We start from the raw sequence: 19,821 nt of genomic DNA on the forward strand, positions 1-19,821 counted from the left end.
CCACTTCTTCATAGTTTTTTTGGATCAAATCATACGCATTCGTTGGATTGATAATAGGAATAACAGGGATAATATATTCAAAGAATTTACTTCTCTCAGTATCAGTAAACATATCGTCTTTAATAGCATATAAGAAAACCACTCTATCTTCACAATACTTGTTTATCATAGAGTTGAGTTCGCGCAGCCTTACAAAAATTTCGTTATTATTGAACCGATCTAAATCTTCAATGAAGACAACATTTTTTCCAGTAGCTTCAAAAAAATATAAAATTTCATCTAAATGATCGTTAAGAATAGACTTTTCTTTTTCATTCTTTATATTAAATTCTGAGTTATGAAAGTTAAGCTTAATCTCAGATAATTCAAAAGAGACACTTAATAACTTATATAACAATAATATAAAGCATATCAAAAAGCACCAAAATGCTAATTTTGGTAGCCAATTAGGTAGGGAGTATATAGCTTCAATATAATCAACCTTATCAAAAAACACTAATCCACTTATAATTAGTATTATTACTAGCAAGGCTGTAACCTTATTCGTTAAAGCATTACCAGTAATTCGTTTAAATCTTGATAAGGGAATTTTATTTTGAGGTACAGCATAAAAGAACTGTTGTAGTATGCTTCTTTCTATAAGCTGAATCTGCTCAGGCGTTAACTCCTCTTCTATTTTCATATCACTGTTTTTTTCATCAGTAGTATTTGAGTCTTTGTCGTCTGAAAAAGTATCTTTATTGATCTGAAAAGAAGAAAGAGAAATATCTAAAAAATCCCATTGGCTATTTTCTTTATATTTTTTCTTAAAGGTATTTAAAATACTACTTTTTCCTGAACCATATATTCCTGTTACAGCTATATTGAAGACACTTTCTTCATTCAGTGCAGATATTAGTCTATTCTCATATTTTTCATAGCTCTCTTTTTCCTCTCCTTGATCTAGATTATTTAGAGGTGATAGAGAATGAACTTGATGCTCATTCTCTACTTTAGAATTATTGATTTTTTCTAATTTTATTCTATGGTTAAGTATTATTTTTTCCACTAATTGAATATCCTTTTTCAGGGTTTGCTATAGAATTTCAAAGAAAGGTTTAATTTCACTGCGTTACAAACTTAGCTTTACAAAAATACTAAGTCTAAACCCCACCCCTAAACGCCGCATAAACCCGATTTAATCCCTCACGCAACAGCGCCTCAGGACAAGCCACATTAATACGCATTTTCAAATGCCCCTCACGGCCATATTTAATCCCTGCATTGAGCTCAACTTTAGCAGCTCGCAGCTTGTTATACAGCGTCTGATTATCATCGCCGTACGCCGAGCAATCCAGCCAAATTAAATACGAGGCTTCTGGGCGCATAATCTTAATATCGGGCAAATGCTGCTTTAAAAAGCTAATGGTTAACTCTATATTGGCTTCAATATAATTAAGCGCCTGCTCAAGCCATTCATCGCCCTCTTCATAAGCGCTACGCATCACTTCATAAGCAAATAAATTGAGCTCATACTCGTCATTTAACTGCTGCTGCTGACTGATTTTTTTTATTAACGCATCGTCTTTAGCAAATATCATCGAGCCTTTAATACCTGCTACGTTAAAGGTTTTGGTCATCGAGGTTAGGCTGACCACTTTATGCTCGTAGCCTTTTGCGAGGGTTAAAAGAGGTGTAAAAGTATAACCACTCAAGGTTAAATCTTGATGAATCTCATCACTAACAATCGCCACATCATGCTTTTTGCAAAGTGCCAGTAACGCTTCAAGCTCCTGCCTCGTCCACACGCGCCCGCCCGGATTGTGCGGATTGCATAATAAATATAACTTAACCTTATGCTCGATTATCTTGGTTTCGATATCAGCCAAATCTAACTGATATTTACCGTCGACTTCTTTTAACGCTGACATCACAAGCGCGCGACCATTTTGCTCGACCTTGGTCATAAAAGGCGTATAAATGGGGTCATTAACCAGTACCGCATCGCCTACTTCAGTAAATACGTTCATCATCAGCGCTAAACTTGGCACGACGCCCGGCGAGAACAAGATATTTTCTTTATCTAGCTGTAAATTATAACGACTGCCATGCCAGCCAATAATCGCCTCGTACAATGCCTCAGTCGGCTTGGTATAGCCCAATATGCCATGCTGCGCGACTTGCTCAATCGCGTTTAAGATAGGCTGGGCGGCCTTAAAGTCCATGTCCGCGACCCACAGCGGGATGGTATCATCGCTATAATGCCATTTGACTGACCCTGTATCACGTCTATCTATTATTTCATCAAAATTGTATTGCACCATCAGTCTCCTAAAGCATAGATCTTTGAATTATTAACGCCCCTTAAACTCAGCCTCCCTTCTCTCTACCATCGCCATCGCACCCTCTTTCGCATCTTCTGAATGAAATAAATGTGGCAAATAGCTATGAATATTAGCCAATGCGGCGGCAGTTCCACTACGACTGACATCTTGTGCTGAGGACAGTAACCCTTGTACGCCAAGTGGTGCAGCTTTGCAAATCTCTTGCGCAATAGTCATTGCCCGCTCGTATTCTTCGCCATTCGGCACTACTTCACTGACCAGATTCAGCCTATCAGCGGTTTGCGCGTCAAAGGCTTTACCAGTCAGCAAATACGGCATGGCTTTTTGCCAACCTGCTGCCTGTATGAAACGTACCGTTGCACCGCCAAACGGCATGATACCGCGCTGTACCTCCATTTGTGCAAAGTTGCAGTTATCACTTGCGATGACCACATCACTGTTTAGCATCAGTTCAATGCCCGCGGTAAAGCACGTGCCTTTTACCGCAACGACGACAGGTTTGCTGCGTAATTTACCACCGATACCCCACGGGTCAATCTCATTATCATTAAAATCAAACGCACCTTTATCCCATTTATCCTGTAACTCCATTAAATCAAGCCCGGCGGTAAAGTGCTCGCCATGGGCAAATATGAGCGCACAGCGTAAGTTATCGTCACTTTCATAACACGTCAGTGCTTCGGATAACTGCTGAATCATATGACTATCAAAGGCGTTGCGTTTATCGGCGCGATTGAGCCCAATCAGGCAGATATAGCCGTCTGTTTCATAGGTGATGCGGTTATCGCTGCTGTGATTATTACTTTCCGTTGTCATATTTTTATCCTTTTAAAGGTATTATTGTCATCTGCTGCGCTTATAAAATAGCCGCTTTATGTTCATTTGGCTTAGTTTCAATATAGACACCCCTATGCTATAACGCAAGGACAGATATAAGCGCACAGGCAGATTGCTATTTTTTATTCGCTATAGGTAATTCGGTCGCAATGGATAAACAGATAGAGGGACGCGAAATCTGCTAAACTGGGTGATTATATTCAAACATTGCAGTCCGAAACTATGACCAGTAAGCCCATCACCAATACATCAAACGTCCGTAGAGCAAGTGCTAATAATCATCGCAACCGCTCACCTGAGACCGCCAAAAAACTCGGCAAGCTACATCCGCGCAATCCGCACCAAGGTCGCTATGACTTTGCGCTATTAACCCGTGCCCTGCCTGAATTGGCCAAGCACACCATCACCAACCCGAATGGCGAGCCGACCATTAACTTCTCTGATAGTGAAGCGGTACGCGTCCTGAATCAGGCGTTACTCGCTCATTATTATGGTGTTAAATTTTGGGATATTCCAGAAGGCTATCTCTGCCCGCCGATACCGGGTCGCGCAGATTACATCCATTATATTGCCGACTTATTGGCGCAAACCACGCACGTTAATGACGACAATACACCGCCGACTGGTAAAGAAATTCACGCCCTTGATATTGGTACCGGTGCCAGTGCCATTTATCCAATTATCGGTAGCCAAAGCTATGGCTGGCGTTTTACCGCGAGTGATATCGACCCTATTTCGGTCAATACCGCCGCGCTTATTTGCGAGTCTAACCCGAAGCTAAAAAGCGCCGTTAAAGTAAAGCTGCAACCTGAGCCTAAATTTATCTTTAAAAACATCATCGGTCGTCAAGATTACTTTGATGTGGTTATTTGCAACCCTCCGTTTCATGCGTCATTAGAAGAAGCGATGCAAGCCAATACCCGCAAGCAACACAACCTACAACGACATCGTGGTAAGAATGAAAACGAGCAAATCAGCCGCCATTCAACCAAGGCTGGAAATGCTGCGCAAAATCTAAACTTTGGCGGTCAGCATAAAGAGCTGTGGAGTGAGGGTGGCGAGATTGCCTTTTTGACCAAGATGATGAAAGAAAGCCAAGATTTTGCCGAGCATGTTGGCTGGTTTACCAGTTTAGTGTCAAAGTCAGAGAACGTGAAACCATTACAACTATTATTAAAACAGCTTGATGTTGCCCAAATGCGCATCATCGAGATGAGCCAAGGCCAAAAGAATACCCGTGTTCTAGCGTGGCGCTTTAATACTGACGAAGCGTAATTAATAAAAAATGACTGTCTAAAAAACATTTATTTAAAGTTTCACGTGAAACAAAAAAACACCGCTTTGATTATCAAAGCGGTGTTTTTTTATAGCGTAAAAGATAAAGGTTAATAAACTAGCTAAAGAACATCACCTTTAAGCCAATGAGTATAAGTACTAGCCCACCAAGCGCTTCCGCCTTATCTTCAAGATGCGTACCTGATTTCTTACCCAAATACACACCAAAGACGCTAAAAATAGCAGTGATAATAGCGATAATTAAACAGGCCAACCACGCATTAAGCGCCAACAAATTCAGCGTAAAGCCAGCTGCCATGGCATCAATACTGGTGGCGATCGCAAGGGTAAACATGGTGCGATGATTGATATTTTTCTTTAGGCTGTCATTTACAGATACTGTCTCACTATTTATATGCAGCGCTTTATCTACCGCCTCTTCTCCATCTCCTAAAAACACTTCATAAAGCATTTTGCTACCAAGACCGATAAGAATAAAACCACCAATCCAAGGTGCAGCCGCAGCCAACCAGCCTAATAAAGCTGCGCCCAATAAATAACCAATCAGTGGCATCACGCCCTGCGCAATACCGAAATACAAACCCGCATAAATCGCCAAACGCAGCACATAATGACGATGCTGTTTTTGTGATTTAGCCCCTAACCCAATCGCAACAGCAAACGCATCCATTGCAAGAGCAATGGCAAGTAATACAACTTCAATCATTTTATTCTTCGCTTATTTCTGCTTATTGTCATAAGTTTCACGTGAAACACTACATCAATCTAATCGTTTACCTTTTCCCAAAAACTACGCTTTTTACCATGCTTGTCTTTAAGGGTAATGACATATTCTTTATGGGTCGCAAGTTCACTGTAAGGCTTAGACGATTTACTAATAACCGTATCAAGTTTGGTTAGACGATCGAAGTAGCGAGCGGCGTGACCATAAGCTTTGCTGCGAGAGCTGTCTAGAATATCGTTAAGTAAAGTGCGATAAATAATAACTTGAAGTAAATCTGTCTTAGTTGGCAAATCTTTTAACATGCTTGTGAGATCTGTATAATGCACATCAGCAAACTGGGAATGACGGGCAACTGCGACCTCATTAGCAAGCTCAATCTCTCCTATTTCTAGCAGTAGCGATGTGGCCATAAATACATTTTCTTGTTGTTCTGCCAGCTCATAAGCTCTTTTTCGCCACTTAGATTGCTGAGAAGGACTGGCCACAGCCATGATAGCTTTTAGCCGCGAAGGGGTTGATTGTAGCTCAAACGCCTCGCCTAGCACCTCCATGAGCGCGTCGGTATCTTTTTGCATGTGATATATGTGACTCAGCCAATCCAAACGTCTGATCTTATCTAATAGACCATCGCTTTGCCACTCTTCATCTAAGTAGTGTAATGCCTTATCAAAAGCTCTTTGATTTAGCAGAAATGTTAGCAACTCTTCTAATCTTCGAGGATGAACCGGTCTAGTCTCTTGCATCTCAAAGAATATGGTTTCAAAAAAACCCACATCACCTAGCGCCCTTGTTAGGTTTTTTATGGCGATCTCAATTACCATTTTTTCATAGTTAATTGAAAAAGCATCATCACTTAAAGGGCTGTTTTGCCTTTCATTGAGCGTATCTTTAATTGCTTTTTTTGTTTGGATATTCTCACGCTCTTGTTGATAATCAGCGATCAATCCACGTATCTCAGTCTCAGATAACAGTTGATCAATATTTTCTAATAAACTATCTTTGGTACCATAATCATTATCGTCAGCCAGCACTTTTACTTTCTTTATCCAAGCTTGACTGAGTATATCGCGCTCATCAACAGGTATGTCTCGCTTTTCTTGCTCATAGCAAGTGCTAGCCACTGCTAGCCAAAATGACGTCAAACTCCTATAAATATCACCGATATAACCGTTGGAATCATCAGCACGTTCTAGGCTAGCATTAGTAGACTCTATAAATAACTCAAGTAACGTCAAGCACTCTCGTGGTTGCTCAGGATAAAGGCTCATTATATCGCTAGCTAAGTGCTGAAGCTCAGTAGCAAATTCACTAGATTCCCAGTAATCTACAAACTTCCTTCGTCTTCTAAGTCCTTTTAGTGTAGTGGTTAACTTTTTTATAAGTTTAGGTTTATTTGATTGTAATAGCAGACGCTCAATTTTTTTATCGAGCATTTTATCTATACCATACACCTCAGAGACAAAATCAATTAAGGTCTTTTTTGATAGTTGTGACAAATACTTCTTTTGTTCTGCGTTTAGCATAGTATTCCCTTCACTACTTTATTGATAATATTTCACATGAAAAAAGCCACCTTGCGAGCAAGATGACTTTATACCAATAAACAATTATATTCAAACTTCAAAACTATAACTTCAAGGACTATAAACTAAAAGCTAAATATCTAAATTAGACACGGTCAGCGCATTCTCTTCAATGAAAATGCGACGTGGCTCGACATGGTCACCCATTAGGCAGGTAAACATATGGTCAGCGGCAATCGCATCTTCAATTGTCACGCGTAACATACGGCGGTTTTCAGGATCCATGGTGGTATCCCAAAGCTGATCAGCGTTCATCTCGCCCAGCCCTTTATAACGCTGAATCGCCAAACCACGACGCGCCTCAAGCATCATTTGTTGCCAGAGATAATCAAAATCGCGTACTGGGATGTCTTTGGTCGTACCTGCGCTTGCTTCACGGCGGATAAAGGCGTCTTCTGCAAGCAAGGTATTCCATTCAGCGGATAAGCGCAGCAGCTTGGTATACTCGCCTGAATTGATAAAGCTGGCATCTAGCAGATAATGATGCGCCAGTTGATGCACATAAACAGTGATACGCGGTAACCACTGCGCTTTGGCAGATAAAGAATCACTGTCATCAGCAGACGTTTCACCTTCCTCAGGTTCCACCACTGCGGTCATACCCAATAAATCAGCAGCGGCAGCATCCATATTCTTTGGTTGCGGCGCATGAATATTGACCAGTTCAATCTCCGGACTTAAATCACTACCAAAGTGCTCAAGCTGCGTTTGTAATGACGTTTTCCACGCTTCCATCGCTGACTTATCATAAGTCATATCGGTGCTAAGCTTCGGCGTATGGGTCAATGCATCCAATAATACCGCTGGATAACGAATCTGCAAACGCGCTTTGATAAGCTGGGTTTGGTTATAATCATTGAGCAAGGTCTCAAGCGCTTGCCCAGTAATAGCAGGCGCATCAGCACTAATATGCAATTTAGTATTATCAATCGTCGAGGATAATAAATACGCTTTTAAGGCTTCATCATCTTTTAAATACAGCTCTTGACGACCTTTTTTTACTTTATAAAGTGGTGGCTGAGCGATATAAATATAACCGCGCTCAATCAATTCTGGCGTTTGACGGAAGAAAAAGGTCAACAGCAGCGTACGAATATGCGAGCCATCGACGTCCGCATCGGTCATGATGATGATTTTATGGTAGCGTACTTTGTCAGGATTATATTCATCCGGACCAATGCCGCAACCAAGCGCGGTAATCAAGTTACCAACTTCAGCAGAAGACAGCATTTTGTCAAAACGAGCACGCTCAACGTTAAGAATCTTACCTTTTAGTGGCAAAATTGCTTGAGTCTTACGGCTACGACCTTGCTTGGCTGAACCACCAGCAGAATCCCCTTCCACAATATAAAGCTCTGACAATGCTGGATCTTTTTCTTGGCAATCCGCCAATTTACCCGGCAGGCCTGCGATATCTAGCGTGGTTTTACGGCGGGTCATCTCGCGGGCTTTACGCGCCGCATCACGCGCACGCGCCGCATCAATGATCTTATTGGCAATTGCTTTACCGGCACTTGGGTTTTCAAGCAAATAGTCGTTAAACTTATCATGCATGGCCGATTCAACGGCAGATTTCACTTCGCTTGAAACCAGCTTATCTTTGGTCTGACTGGAAAACTTAGGATCCGGCACTTTTACCGAGACAATCGCTGTCAAACCTTCACGCGCATCATCACCCGTGGCAACGATTTTCTCTTTCTTAAATAAGTTTTCGCGATCCATATAGCTGTTAAGTCCGCGCGTCAAAGCTGAACGGAAGCCAGATAAATGCGTTCCGCCATCACGCTGCGGGATATTATTGGTAAAACACAATACTTTTTCGTTATAGGTGTCCGTCCACTGTAGCGCCACTTCGACACTGATACCGTCGTCTTGCTCACTAGTGAAATGAAAGACTTCATTGATACCGTCTTTGCCCGCATTAATGTAGCTGACAAATTCAGACAAGCCGCCCTTATGCTCAAACTCATGACGTTTATCGATGCGCTCATCGGTTAGGACAATGCGCACGCCAGAGTTTAAAAATGATAGCTCACGTAAGCGTTTGGCTAAAATATCGTACTCAAAAATGGTACCAGTAAAGACATCGTTACTCGGATAAAAACGGATTTGCGTACCGGTTTTATCGGTCGCTTCCATCTGCTGAATATCGGCATCAGGAACGCCATCGGTATAGGTTTGATGATAATGATAGCCTTCGCGCCAAATATTCATCTCAAGCTTTTTAGACAAAGCGTTTACAACTGAAACCCCAACGCCGTGTAGGCCGCCCGATACTTTATAGCTGTTGTCATCAAACTTACCACCAGCGTGCAGTACAGTCATAATAACCTGCGCTGCCGATACACCCTCTTCTGGATGGATATCCACAGGGACACCGCGACCGTTATCCATGACACTGACCGACTCGTCTTCATGGATAATGATATCAATTTGGTCGCAATGACCAGCCAGCGCCTCATCGATAGAGTTATCCACCACCTCAAAGACCATATGATGCAAGCCGGTACCATCATCGGTATCACCAATATACATACCCGGACGTACGCGCACCGCTTCTAGTCCGCGCAATACACGAATATCTTTGGAGCTATAATCAGAGGGCATTCCTTCAGGGACGGCAGCAGGCGCAGTAATCTCTACAGCGCTGCCGCTCATCAATTGTTCGTGGTCGGTAGGTAATGAATCACTCATGTGCATTCCTTAATCTAGCCATTATCAGCTATATGTCATCTGCTCACCACAATGGCAACGCTCGACGACGTTATCTTAAATTTAACGTTTTATGGTCAAAATATGTAGTTATAGAGTTAGCAAAAGTTTTATCAGAAGTCGCTTAAAAGAAGATAAAACAGTATTAAACAAGTGGACTTAAATACAGCCAATTTCTCAAAGACTGTTTTTAATATACGCTGTCATTTCTTTTACGCTTCATTAAAACAGCTTAGAGATAAGCATATATCTATCAAGCACTTAGAAGCTGAAAATTATCAAGAAACCCTTAAACAATACTGATAAAATTTTATAAGATAACTTGCTGAGAACAGGGCAAAAATAAAGCTCTATTTTAACATTTTTCTGGCGCTAAGTCACTGTTTACTGACAGTTTTCTCGGTATTAAGCAAGTATTTTAGAAAGGCCACTTTTCTACTAAACACATAAGCATAATAATGAAATTTTGCGGAAGATATGAAGCGTGGTTGATAAAAATGAAGCACAAACTTAGCGGATATTGACGAAACTATTTCTAAAAAACGTTTCTATAAAACATCTTTATAAAGACCTTAGGCTTCCTTGTTTCACATGAAACACGTTAGGTTCTGACCAATACTCATTCACCAACGGTAAGATATCTTCGGTTAAGCTAGTCATAAATACCTGACATGGCAGCTGCGCCAATGTCGACAATAGAATTTGTATCGCCCTAGCATCAAGTTCAGCGGTAATATCGTCTAGTAGCACTACTGGCGTGGCTCGCGCCTTATTATGGTCATTTGGCAAAATAACACTGCTATTGTCCTTTTCTATCGCATGGGTAGAAGTGTTTTCATTAAGCAATAACGGCAATTGCGATAAGCGTAGAGCGGTAATTAACAGTTTTTTCTCGCCGCGGGAGAGAACGTTAGCAGCCTGTTCTTTTATAGTCGGTAGTTTGGCCGCGGTGTCTGCTTTTTCTATGGTTTTTGATACTGCTCTCGCACTGCTGTCTGCTTCGTTGTTAGCATGCTCTGATAAATCACTAGAGCGCCAATGTACATGGATATCGGCGCGGTGATTACCTATCCGCGTGTAACCCAGCTGCAAATCCTGCTCCAAACGCTCGTTAAGCTGGATATCTAGCGGGATATTGGTATCGTAGCCAGCGTTATAGCTTAAGCTTAGTTGCTCAGCGTAGGTAGGCAATAGCTGCGTGACACTCTTCGCAAAGTAAGGCTGCCAGTCGCTAAAGACTCGCTCACGATAATGATGAATAAGCGCCGCATGACTAGCAAGCCCTTTGTCCCATGATTTTAATTCAGCAAGCTGCACTTGCGTTAGGTAACGACTCTTTTTTAGCAAACTATTGCGCTGTTTTAGCAAACGTTGATAGGCGATCCATTGCGGATGAAAACCCTGTTTCATGTGAAACACTAGCCAATCTAATAACTGTCTGCGACTGGCACTACCCTGCTCTAACATATCCATCGATGACGGATCTATCAGTAATGTGGGTAGCTGCTCGGTTAAGATGCTTTGGTTATAAACTGTGGTTTGATTTAGCCGTAGAACCGTCGTCGCATCGGCTTGCTTTTGAATAGCTAAGGTACTGCTATCATTGAGTCTAGCATGAACAATTACCGCATCTTGATGGTGCTGAATATAGCGTTTAGGCTGATGATGACGGAAGCTTTTACCTCTTGAAAGCAAAAATATCGCTTCAAGTAACGAGGTTTTGCCACTGCCATTTGCTCCGATAATAACGTTGCAAGCAGCAGTATTTACACTGATTTGGGTCAGATTACGCAAGTGTGAGATCTGTAGACGTTCAATCATAATAGTGACAGCCGCCTATATTACGCTTATTATTTAGCAAGCAAAAGTTTGTTATTTTTCATAAGATCACCAAATTATATACGCATGGGCATAATGACATATTGATGGAAGTCATCATTGAGCTGATTGACCAGTACCGAGGCATTAGATTGGCTCATATGCATTTGCAAATCACCTTGAATCACGCCCAAGACATCTTGCAGGTAGGCGGCGTTAAAGGACAGCTCCATCGGTTCGCCTTGATACTTTGCTTGTATCATCTCGACTGCCTCGTCTTGCTCAGCATTATTAGCACGAACTTCTACCATGCCATCACTGGCAAAATTAAACACCACACCGCGAGATTTCTCATTACTCAAAATCGCCACACGGCGCAACACATCTGTCATTTTTTCTTGGTTAAACAAAGCAAGCTTATCTGTATTACTTGGCATGACACGGCGATAATCCGGGAATTTACCATCGATAAGGCGCGCGGTAAAGGTCACCATTAAGTTATCACTCACCTGCCCTGTACTATCTACATCACCAAAGGGTAAGCTTACTTGTAAGAATTCACGGCCAAAGCTCAATGTCACAGCATTATCTTTATCGCCCAGCATCTTACCAAGCTCAGAAGCCAAACGCTCAAGCTCAATCACCGCTTTACGCGGCAAAATCGCTTGCATATCTAAGTCGCTACTGACATCAATGACACTACGCGCCAACGCCAGTCTATGACCGTCCGTCGCTACGGTGGTTAGCTGCTGCTGTGACACATCAAACAGCATACCGGTCAAATAATAACGCACATCTTGGATAGCCATTGCGAATTGAGTTTTATGAATCAAATCCGTCAAACGGCTACGACTGATGGTTAACGGTGTGATGTTTTCGGGGTTACCCAAGCTTGGATAATCCTCACTAGGTAGTGTACCCAAGGTAAAACGGCTCTTACCACTGGTTAATAGACAGCGCTCATTTTCTTGAGTGGTCAGATTGACCTGCGCTTGCGTGGGCAATGATTTACAGATATCTCTGAGCTTTGTGGCAGGTAAAGTGGTTGTACCTGCTTCAATACAGGCACCAGCAGGCAATTTTAACGTCGATGTCAGCTCTACTTCTAAGTCAGAGGCGGTCAAAATCAGCGCCGCCTCCGACAATTGCAGCTTAATATTGCCCAAGATAACCATGTTGTGGCGCTTATCAGCAGCCTTGGCAATCAAGTTAATGGCTTTTAGTAACGACTCTCGATTAATCGATAATTGCATGCTTAGTTACTCTTGTTTATTAGTTACTCTTATTAAAAGAATTTTGGTGGTGTGTCAAAAAGTATGCTGATTAAAATTTGAACAATTTTGAAGCCTTGAAAAGCCCTATAGAATCAGAGAACTTAGCATAGATTTCTTATTGACTTTTATCGCCAGCATACTTTTTAGAACACCACCAGAATTTTTATACGTTTTTAAATCATAGGATTTTAAAATAATGGCTTAATAATACCTTGTCTACTGATGATAATCCATACAGCTTCTGTCCGCTAAGCATTAAAATAATATAAATCATATCGACTCGTGACAACATTGTGACGCCATAAGCTTCTAACCCGCTTGCAACATTAAGGCAAGCGTTTTGTAATCCTTATCAAACGCGGGGTCAGCGGCGCGTAGCTCATTGACCTTATCACAAGCATGCATCACTGTCGTATGGTCGCGTCCACCAAATGACTGACCAATTTCAGGAAAGCTTTCACTGGTTAATTCGCGTGATAACGCCATCGCTATTTGCCGTGGTCTGGCAATGCTACGCGTACGTTTACGACCCATGATATCTTTGACGCTCACATCATAGTATTCGGCGACCACTTTACGAATATTATCCATATTTACCGCTTGCACGCGCATCGCAACGATGTCTTTTAGGGCGTATTGCACCATCTCAAGTGTAATGGGCGCGCCCGTCAAGTTGGCATTGGCAAACACCTGATTGAGAGCACCTTCTAATCGTCTAACATTAGAAACCACGTTTTGAGCAATGAATAGGGCACACTCTTTAGGCAGGCTCATACCGTACGATGCCGCTTTTCTTTGTAAAATTTGTACTCGAGTATCAATTTCAGGTGGGTCTACTGCAACCGTCAAGCCCCAAGAAAAGCGCGACCTGAAACGCTCGTCAAACTCCGTCATTTGCGATGGATGACGATCTGATGCCAAAATCAGTTGCTTATCACCGCTGGTAAAATCTGCAAATAAGGTCAAAAACTCATTGCTACTTTTTGTTTTGCCCGCTAATACATGAATATCATCTACAATTAATAAATCTACTTTTTTTATTTTCTTTTTAAAATCTTCTATTTTATTATTTCTTAATGAGTAAACTAACTGATTAATAAATTTTTCGGAAGTGAAATAATAAAAACTTAGATTATTTTTTAAATAGCGATGCGCTACAGAATGCATTAAATGCGTTTTTCCCAGACCAGAAGGTCCGTATATAAATAAAGGATTGTGCCGATTTTTTGATTGGCGTTTACCAAGCTCGTAACAGGCCTTATAAGCCAAGTTATTAGACTTACCAGTGACAAAGGTTTCAAAGGTGAAGTCAGGATTCAGATAGCTTAATGATTTGGCATCGGCAGACTCGATCAGTTCTGCATGACGCATATTGGCATCAATATCTGCTCTAGCAATATCATTATGCGTACTTTGAAAATTATAATCAGTAGGGGGAGGGGAGGGCTGGTCTTCTTCAAACAATGAGCCTGACTGGGCCAGATTACTATCAACCATCTCACGGCCAGCATTATCAACACGTACAATAACGGCTTCAATACTACCTTGGCTATGTTTAGCAACCAACTGCTCGATGTCGTGTAAATGATTCTTTTTGATATAGGTTACAAAGTAATCATTAGGAGCAAGAATAATCAAGCTATTGGCTTCTTGATGTGCAGATAACGGTCTCAACCACATCGTAAAGACATTATCTTTAACATGATAACGTAAGTCGTTTAGGCATTTATCCCAAATAGTTGCTGTATCAATCATGAAAAATACTAACCCCATAGTCCAAGGTAATCGGTCAAAAGAACGTCATTTTTATAGTGTAAATCTATCAACTTTAAGCCCCAGAAAGCCTCTTGTCTTAACAAAGATATCTTATGGTCACATGACTCAAAATCATACATCTAGTAGGGCGCTAATCTAACACAAACAGCCTGTGGATAATACCTCGTTTTTTGTGGATAAGACTGTGGATAGTTTTGTGGATAAGTATATATCATGAGTTATCCATATTCCACCCACAGGTTATCCACAACCTTACCCATAGCCTATCGTATTGATAAAAAAGTAAAAAAACAAGTTAACCACAGATAATACGACCCCCAATAACAACAATACTTATATATATTAATAGTTAATTATTATAGAGTTCGATACAAACTGTGGATAAGTTTTAAAAAATTGATTATTAAAATAGTTTTTCTAAAAGATAATTTGGGTCTACTGATATGAGTTTATTTATCTAAATCTCTTAGCTGCAAAACTCTCATTACCGATAAATATAAGAAAACTCACTCTGTTGTAAAATCATCTGTATAAAAACAGAGCAAATTAGTTCGTTGACCAAAATACTATGCGGTGGTATAATCCTCCGCTATTACGAATTTAGTCCATTATTTTGATAGGTGAGTTATGAAACGTACATTCCAACCAAGCGTGATCAAGCGTAAACGTACTCACGGTTTCCGTGCACGTATGGCAACCAAAAAAGGCCGCCAAGTCTTAGCTCGTCGCCGCGCTAAAGGACGTCATCGCCTTACTGTATAATTAATCAGTAGATTGCGATAAGCATGGCCGATAGTGCTTGTTGTGTTTCTATTATTTTATAGATTGCGATCGTCAAGCATCACAACTGTCACTCAGCCATATATTAAAAGCGCCCACATCGGCGCTTTTTTTGTCTCTATACTTTGTTATTCTTTCTACGTTATTATCTCTGCTAGTACTATTAGCTCTTATATTAGGTTGTATTATGCCCAATACCGTTTCAGCGCCCCCTAACGCTCGCTTTACCAAAGCGCAGCGCCTACTCACGCCTTCGTCCTTTCGCAAGGTATTTGACGCGCCTGAGCGTAAGCTTCATCAGAGCCATCTAATGGCGTTTGTGCGCCCCAATACCCATGAGCAGCCTCGAGTCGGTATGGCTATTACCAAACGTAAAGTACCGACGGCTGTCACACGAAATTTAATCAAACGCCATGTTCGTGAGCAATTTCGTATAAAAGCAAGTAATTTAGAAAATAAAGATATTGTATTTATTGTTAAAAAGTCTATGAAAGAATTAAATAACAAAGAAATAATAAATGAAATTAACAATATATTTAAAAAGATAGAAAAAAAATAAAATGAATTACTTATTAAAAACAGTAAATATATTTTTTTATAAGTTATTTTATCATTTTATTGTTTTTTATCAAAAAGTAATCAGTCCTATTTTATCTGCTCGCTGTCGTTATTATCCAACTTGCTCAAATTATGGTAAACAAGCTTTAGCATGGCATGGCGTTTGGTCAGGTGGTTGGCTGTTATTAAAACGTATCAGTAGCTGTCATCCATTAGGCGGACATGGCATTGATTTTGTGCCACTACCTTTATCTTCTTATCATTATCAATATATATCGCCTACGGCGACATCAGCTTATGATAAATCGCAAAGCTGGTATGTTTATAAAGACACTAAGAGCTATGTGGCTCGCCTAAATTATCTAATGAAGTCGATATAAACTCTATTATCGACTAAGCAGTTGTGGATATCTTTCAAGTTACCCCCAAGTTATCCACACGCTTGTATCATTTAGAGCGGTTTTTTAGTAAAATGATGAACATTTTATGTGATTGACTGCTGGTATGACTGCTAAGAAAAGGGTTTGATACTGTGTGGTGGTCATGACACATGCCTGATTTTTCATTCCCTAATTTTTAATCTAGGAAAGGTTTATGCAAAAGATATTTCGGGTGATGATCATCATTGCGATGCTAATCACCGCTTATCTGCTGATTTTAGCATGGCGAGATGATTATGCCGATGCACCAGCTGTAGACGCGGTACCAGAAACGTCAACATCGGTAGGTGCTGATATTCCTGCTACCACTGGCGCAGCAGGTGACATTCCAGCACAAACGCTACCAGTTGATGCGGGCGCTGTGGCAGAGGCACCTGCTACTAATACGGGTCTAATCACGGTCACAACCGATCGCTATGACATTAAAATCAATCCAGAAGGCGGGGATATCGTTTATGCGGCGTTAAAGCAATATGATGCCACACTCAATAGCGAAAAACCTTTTGTGTTGTTAGAAAATAATAGCGGTCGCGTTTATGTGGCGCAGTCTGGTCTTATCGGTCCAAACGGTATTGATACCGCCGAAGGTCGCGCCAAATATAGCCATACTGCCAATAATTATGTGATGGAAAAAGGTCAGCAAACGTTATCAGTGCCGCTTACCTATCAAAAAGATGGTGTAACGGTTACTAAGACCTTTACTTTCACCCAAGATAAATATCCGATTGATATCAGCTATCAAATTCAAAACGCTTCTACCAATCCTTGGCAAGGGCAGATGTTTGCGCAGTTAAAGCGTGACGATAGTAAAGACCCCGGCATGTCTGATAAAGGCGCGCTAAGCATGGCGACGTATTTGGGTGGCGCTTGGGGCACACCTGAAGATCCTTATAATAAATTAAAATTTGGTAAATTTAACGATGGTGAGTTGACTACGACCAGTGATGAAGGTTGGGTTGGTATCGTTCAGCATTACTTCGTTTCTGCTTGGACGCCTGAAAACTTTACGGGTAAGTTCTTTAGCCGCGAAACGGGCAATGACTACTTTATTGGTTTTAACAGCCAACCTGTTAATGTGGCACCAAACAAGCAAATTACCTTGAATGCAACTCTCTATGCTGGTCCAAAAGTACAGTCTGAGCTAAAAGAAGTGGCAGTAGGTCTGAATCAGACCGTCGATTATGGACTGCTCTGGCCAATATCAAAAATATTATTTGCGATTTTGGATGGTATTCATAAAGTTATCGGCAACTGGGGCTGGTCAATTATTCTATTGACGTTGTTGGTTAAAATCGCCTTGATGTGGGTTTCTAATAAAAGCTACTACTCAATGGCGAAAATGCGTGCTATCGCCCCAAGATTGGCGGCATTAAAAGAAGAGCACGGCGACGATCGCATGAAAATGTCGCAAGAAATGATGGCAATTTATAAAGAAGAGAAAGTCAATCCGATGGCGGGTTGTTTACCTATTCTGATGCAAATGCCTATTTTCTTAGCACTGTACTGGGTATTGGTTGAAAGTGTTGAGCTGCGTCATGCGCCTTGGATACTGTGGATTCAAGATTTATCAGCGATGGATCCATGGTTCATTTTACCGCTCTTAATGGGTGCGTCGATGTTTATCCAGCAGCAACTAAATCCGCAGCCCGCTGATCCAATGCAAGCGAAAGTGATGAAGTTTTTACCGATTATTTTCACCGCATTCATGCTGTTCTTCCCAGCAGGTTTGGTACTATACTGGACGGTGAACAACTTATTTAGTATGACCCAGCAGTACATCATCAACCGTAAGGTTGAAGAAGAACAAAAACGTCGTACCGTCAAAGTTCTGGATTAAATAAAGCCTAAATCTATAAAAACCATCGCTACGGCGGTGGTTTTTTTATGTGTTAAGCTTTATTTTTTCTATCCAATATAGTGAGTGAAAAGTAAGATCGATACATCACACACTGCTGATATCAATTTTTTTGCTTGCTGTGCCTACGCAGACAGAGGCTACAAAAAATTGATATCAGCAATACCGTAGCGTTTTTAGGATGTTTTGACTATAGCTACCGACTAAAATAGCTATATAACCATACTTTAGGATTTTAATAATCTACTCGTTGAAGTTTGCTTTGTCAGTACCTGCTAAGCCGTCTATAATGGGGTTTTTGCTTATTGAGAGTGATCGTGGATTCTTTAGAGATGGCACTAGCCGCCGATAATTTGGATGAGTCACCTAAAAATTCTAATATATCTGGCCTTCCGACCATTGCGGCGATTGCTACACCGCTTGGGCGTGGTGGCGTCGGGGTTATTCGTCTGTCAGGCGCGCGTGCTTACGCTATTGCTTGTCAGCTCACTGGTAAGTCGTCTTTCACGCCGCGTATGGCCAGTTTTTGCCGTTTCTATCAGGCTGATGGCACGACCATTGATGAAGGTTTGGTGCTGTACTTTAAAGGTCCGCACTCGTTTACTGGCGAAGATGTGATTGAGCTACAAGGTCATGGTGGCATGATTTTGCAAAATCAGCTGCTAGCGCGGGTGTTTGAATTGGGCGCAAAACAAGCGGGCGCAGGGGAGTTTTCTTACCGTGCTTTTGATAATGACAAATTGGATTTGGTACAAGCAGAAGCCATCGCGGATGCGATTGATGCTACCAGCGCCGCCGCTGCCAGTAGTGCGATTCGCTCACTTAGTGGTGAGTTTTCACAAAAAATTAATCAGCTACTTGAGCAATTGATTCATCTGCGCTTGCACGTCGAAGCGGCGATTGATTTCCCTGATGAAGAAGACGTTGATTTCTTATCTGATGGCGTTATTCAAGATAAGCTTGAACAAACACAAGCCAAAATACAGCAAGTGCTAGCGACTGCCAAGCAAGGTCAGCTATTACGCGACGGTATTCATGTAGTGCTTGCTGGCAGACCAAATGCGGGTAAATCAAGCTTGTTGAATCGCTTAGCAGGGCAAGAGCGTGCTATCGTGACCGACGTTGCTGGGACAACGCGCGATACCTTGCAAGAAACCGTCGTGCTTAACGGCTTGACGCTGCATCTAACCGATACCGCAGGCCTGCGCGAGACTGAAGATACGGTCGAGCGTATCGGTATTGAGCGTGCGCGTACGGCGATTATGCAGGCTGATATGCTGCTGATGGTTTATGACGTGACTCGTGACCTTGAAAGTGACAGCACGCCATTACAACTGGCTGAACAGCTATTTGGTGAGCTACCAGAAACCAAGCGCTTACTTATTATTGCCAATAAAAGCGATTTATTAAACGATAACAGCAGTAAAGAAAGAATCGCTACTTCACAAGCAGAAATAAAAAAACGTGGCTATGAGCAGGTCAATGTTTCATGTGAAACAGGCGCAGGAATTGATGATTTGGTCGAAACTTTATGTGCTAAAGTAGGTTTTCATCCGCCAGAAAATAGCTTAATCGCCCGTACACGTCATATTGATGCGCTGAGACGTACCGCTGATTCCTTAGCAGAAGCACATGAGCAGCTGACAGTGTTTAAAGCAGGTGAGTTGGTGGCAGAAAGCCTACGCCAAGCGCAGCAAAGTTTGGGAGAAATTACGGGTGAATTTAGCGCTGACGATTTATTAGGAAAAATCTTTGGTAGCTTTTGTATTGGCAAATAATGAGTAAAAGGCTGCCTCTTTATCTGCATAGTAAAACTATCATTTTTTAGAAAGTTTAGTCCTATC

Annotated in this window: 15 protein-coding genes; 6 read left to right on the forward strand and 9 right to left on the reverse strand. The window is 41.5% G+C overall.

All coding sequences use genetic code 11. From position 1 onward, the window contains the following. The 3 genes from CXF58_RS06675 to CXF58_RS06685 all read right to left on the reverse strand — a co-directional run. Positions 1–1,048, reverse strand: a 1,048-nt coding sequence (locus CXF58_RS06675) for a YobI family P-loop NTPase (RefSeq protein ID WP_267284275.1), incomplete at its 3' end; no start/stop codon positions are given. Between the two features lie 94 nt (positions 1,049–1,142). Then, positions 1,143–2,300: a MalY/PatB family protein gene (locus tag CXF58_RS06680; RefSeq protein WP_180952541.1), complete on the reverse strand. Its 1,158-nt coding sequence runs from the start codon at positions 2,298–2,300 to the stop codon at positions 1,143–1,145. 33 nt (positions 2,301–2,333) lie between these two features. Further along, on the reverse strand, positions 2,334–3,140 hold the full coding sequence (locus CXF58_RS06685) for a crotonase/enoyl-CoA hydratase family protein (protein WP_102076962.1): 807 nt from the start codon (positions 3,138–3,140) through the stop codon (positions 2,334–2,336). A 243-nt stretch (positions 3,141–3,383) separates the two neighbouring features. Between CXF58_RS06685 and rlmF the strand changes: the two genes are divergently transcribed. Next, positions 3,384–4,436: a 23S rRNA (adenine(1618)-N(6))-methyltransferase RlmF gene (rlmF, locus tag CXF58_RS06690; protein WP_102076963.1), complete on the forward strand. Its 1,053-nt coding sequence runs from the start codon at positions 3,384–3,386 to the stop codon at positions 4,434–4,436. A gap of 118 nt (positions 4,437–4,554) precedes the next feature. On the opposite strand, the gene CXF58_RS06695 is transcribed toward rlmF, so the two are convergent. The 6 genes from CXF58_RS06695 to dnaA all read right to left on the reverse strand — a co-directional run bounded on the left by CXF58_RS06695 (position 4,555) and on the right by dnaA (position 14,323). Further along, the gene (locus CXF58_RS06695) at positions 4,555–5,163 is read right to left on the reverse strand and encodes a manganese efflux pump MntP (protein WP_102076964.1); all 609 of its coding nucleotides are present in this window, start codon (positions 5,161–5,163) and stop codon (positions 4,555–4,557) included. Positions 5,164–5,222: 59 nt separating this feature from the next. Then, positions 5,223–6,704 (reverse strand): DUF6880 family protein, encoded by a 1,482-nt coding sequence (locus CXF58_RS06700; RefSeq protein ID WP_102076965.1) that lies wholly within the window; start codon positions 6,702–6,704, stop codon positions 5,223–5,225. Positions 6,705–6,836: 132 nt separating this feature from the next. After that, positions 6,837–9,371, reverse strand: a complete 2,535-nt coding sequence (gene gyrB, locus CXF58_RS06705) for a DNA topoisomerase (ATP-hydrolyzing) subunit B (protein ID WP_227678763.1) — start codon at positions 9,369–9,371, stop codon at positions 6,837–6,839. A gap of 666 nt (positions 9,372–10,037) precedes the next feature. Continuing rightward, positions 10,038–11,297, reverse strand: a complete 1,260-nt coding sequence (gene recF / locus CXF58_RS06710) for a DNA replication/repair protein RecF (RefSeq protein ID WP_102076967.1) — start codon at positions 11,295–11,297, stop codon at positions 10,038–10,040. Between the two features lie 74 nt (positions 11,298–11,371). After that, on the reverse strand, positions 11,372–12,547 hold the full coding sequence (gene dnaN / locus CXF58_RS06715) for a DNA polymerase III subunit beta (RefSeq protein ID WP_102076968.1): 1,176 nt from the start codon (positions 12,545–12,547) through the stop codon (positions 11,372–11,374). A gap of 330 nt (positions 12,548–12,877) precedes the next feature. After that, positions 12,878–14,323, reverse strand: coding sequence for a chromosomal replication initiator protein DnaA (gene dnaA, locus CXF58_RS06720; RefSeq protein ID WP_102076969.1), 1,446 nt, complete (start codon positions 14,321–14,323; stop codon positions 12,878–12,880). 648 nt (positions 14,324–14,971) lie between these two features. On the opposite strand from dnaA, the gene rpmH reads away from it, so the two are divergent. The 5 genes from rpmH to mnmE all read left to right on the forward strand — a co-directional run bounded on the left by rpmH (position 14,972) and on the right by mnmE (position 19,755). Further along, the gene (gene rpmH, locus CXF58_RS06725; RefSeq protein ID WP_007394757.1) at positions 14,972–15,106 is read left to right on the forward strand and encodes a 50S ribosomal protein L34; all 135 of its coding nucleotides are present in this window, start codon (positions 14,972–14,974) and stop codon (positions 15,104–15,106) included. A 205-nt stretch (positions 15,107–15,311) separates the two neighbouring features. Continuing rightward, positions 15,312–15,683 (forward strand): ribonuclease P protein component, encoded by a 372-nt coding sequence (rnpA, locus tag CXF58_RS06730; RefSeq protein ID WP_102076970.1) that lies wholly within the window; start codon positions 15,312–15,314, stop codon positions 15,681–15,683. A gap of 1 nt (position 15,684) precedes the next feature. Then, positions 15,685–16,062 carry a membrane protein insertion efficiency factor YidD gene (gene yidD, locus CXF58_RS06735; RefSeq protein ID WP_102076971.1) on the forward strand — a complete coding sequence of 126 codons (378 nt, stop codon included), beginning with the start codon at positions 15,685–15,687 and terminating at the stop codon, positions 16,060–16,062. 214 nt (positions 16,063–16,276) lie between these two features. Further along, on the forward strand, positions 16,277–17,959 hold the full coding sequence (yidC, locus tag CXF58_RS06740) for a membrane protein insertase YidC (RefSeq protein ID WP_102076972.1): 1,683 nt from the start codon (positions 16,277–16,279) through the stop codon (positions 17,957–17,959). A gap of 350 nt (positions 17,960–18,309) precedes the next feature. Further along, positions 18,310–19,755 (forward strand): tRNA uridine-5-carboxymethylaminomethyl(34) synthesis GTPase MnmE, encoded by a 1,446-nt coding sequence (gene mnmE, locus CXF58_RS06745; RefSeq protein WP_102076973.1) that lies wholly within the window; start codon positions 18,310–18,312, stop codon positions 19,753–19,755. The last annotated feature ends 66 nt before the right edge of the window (positions 19,756–19,821 follow it).

It is taken from the genome of Psychrobacter sp. Sarcosine-02u-2, assembly GCF_002836335.1.
Lineage (GTDB): Bacteria > Pseudomonadota > Gammaproteobacteria > Pseudomonadales > Moraxellaceae > Psychrobacter > Psychrobacter faecalis.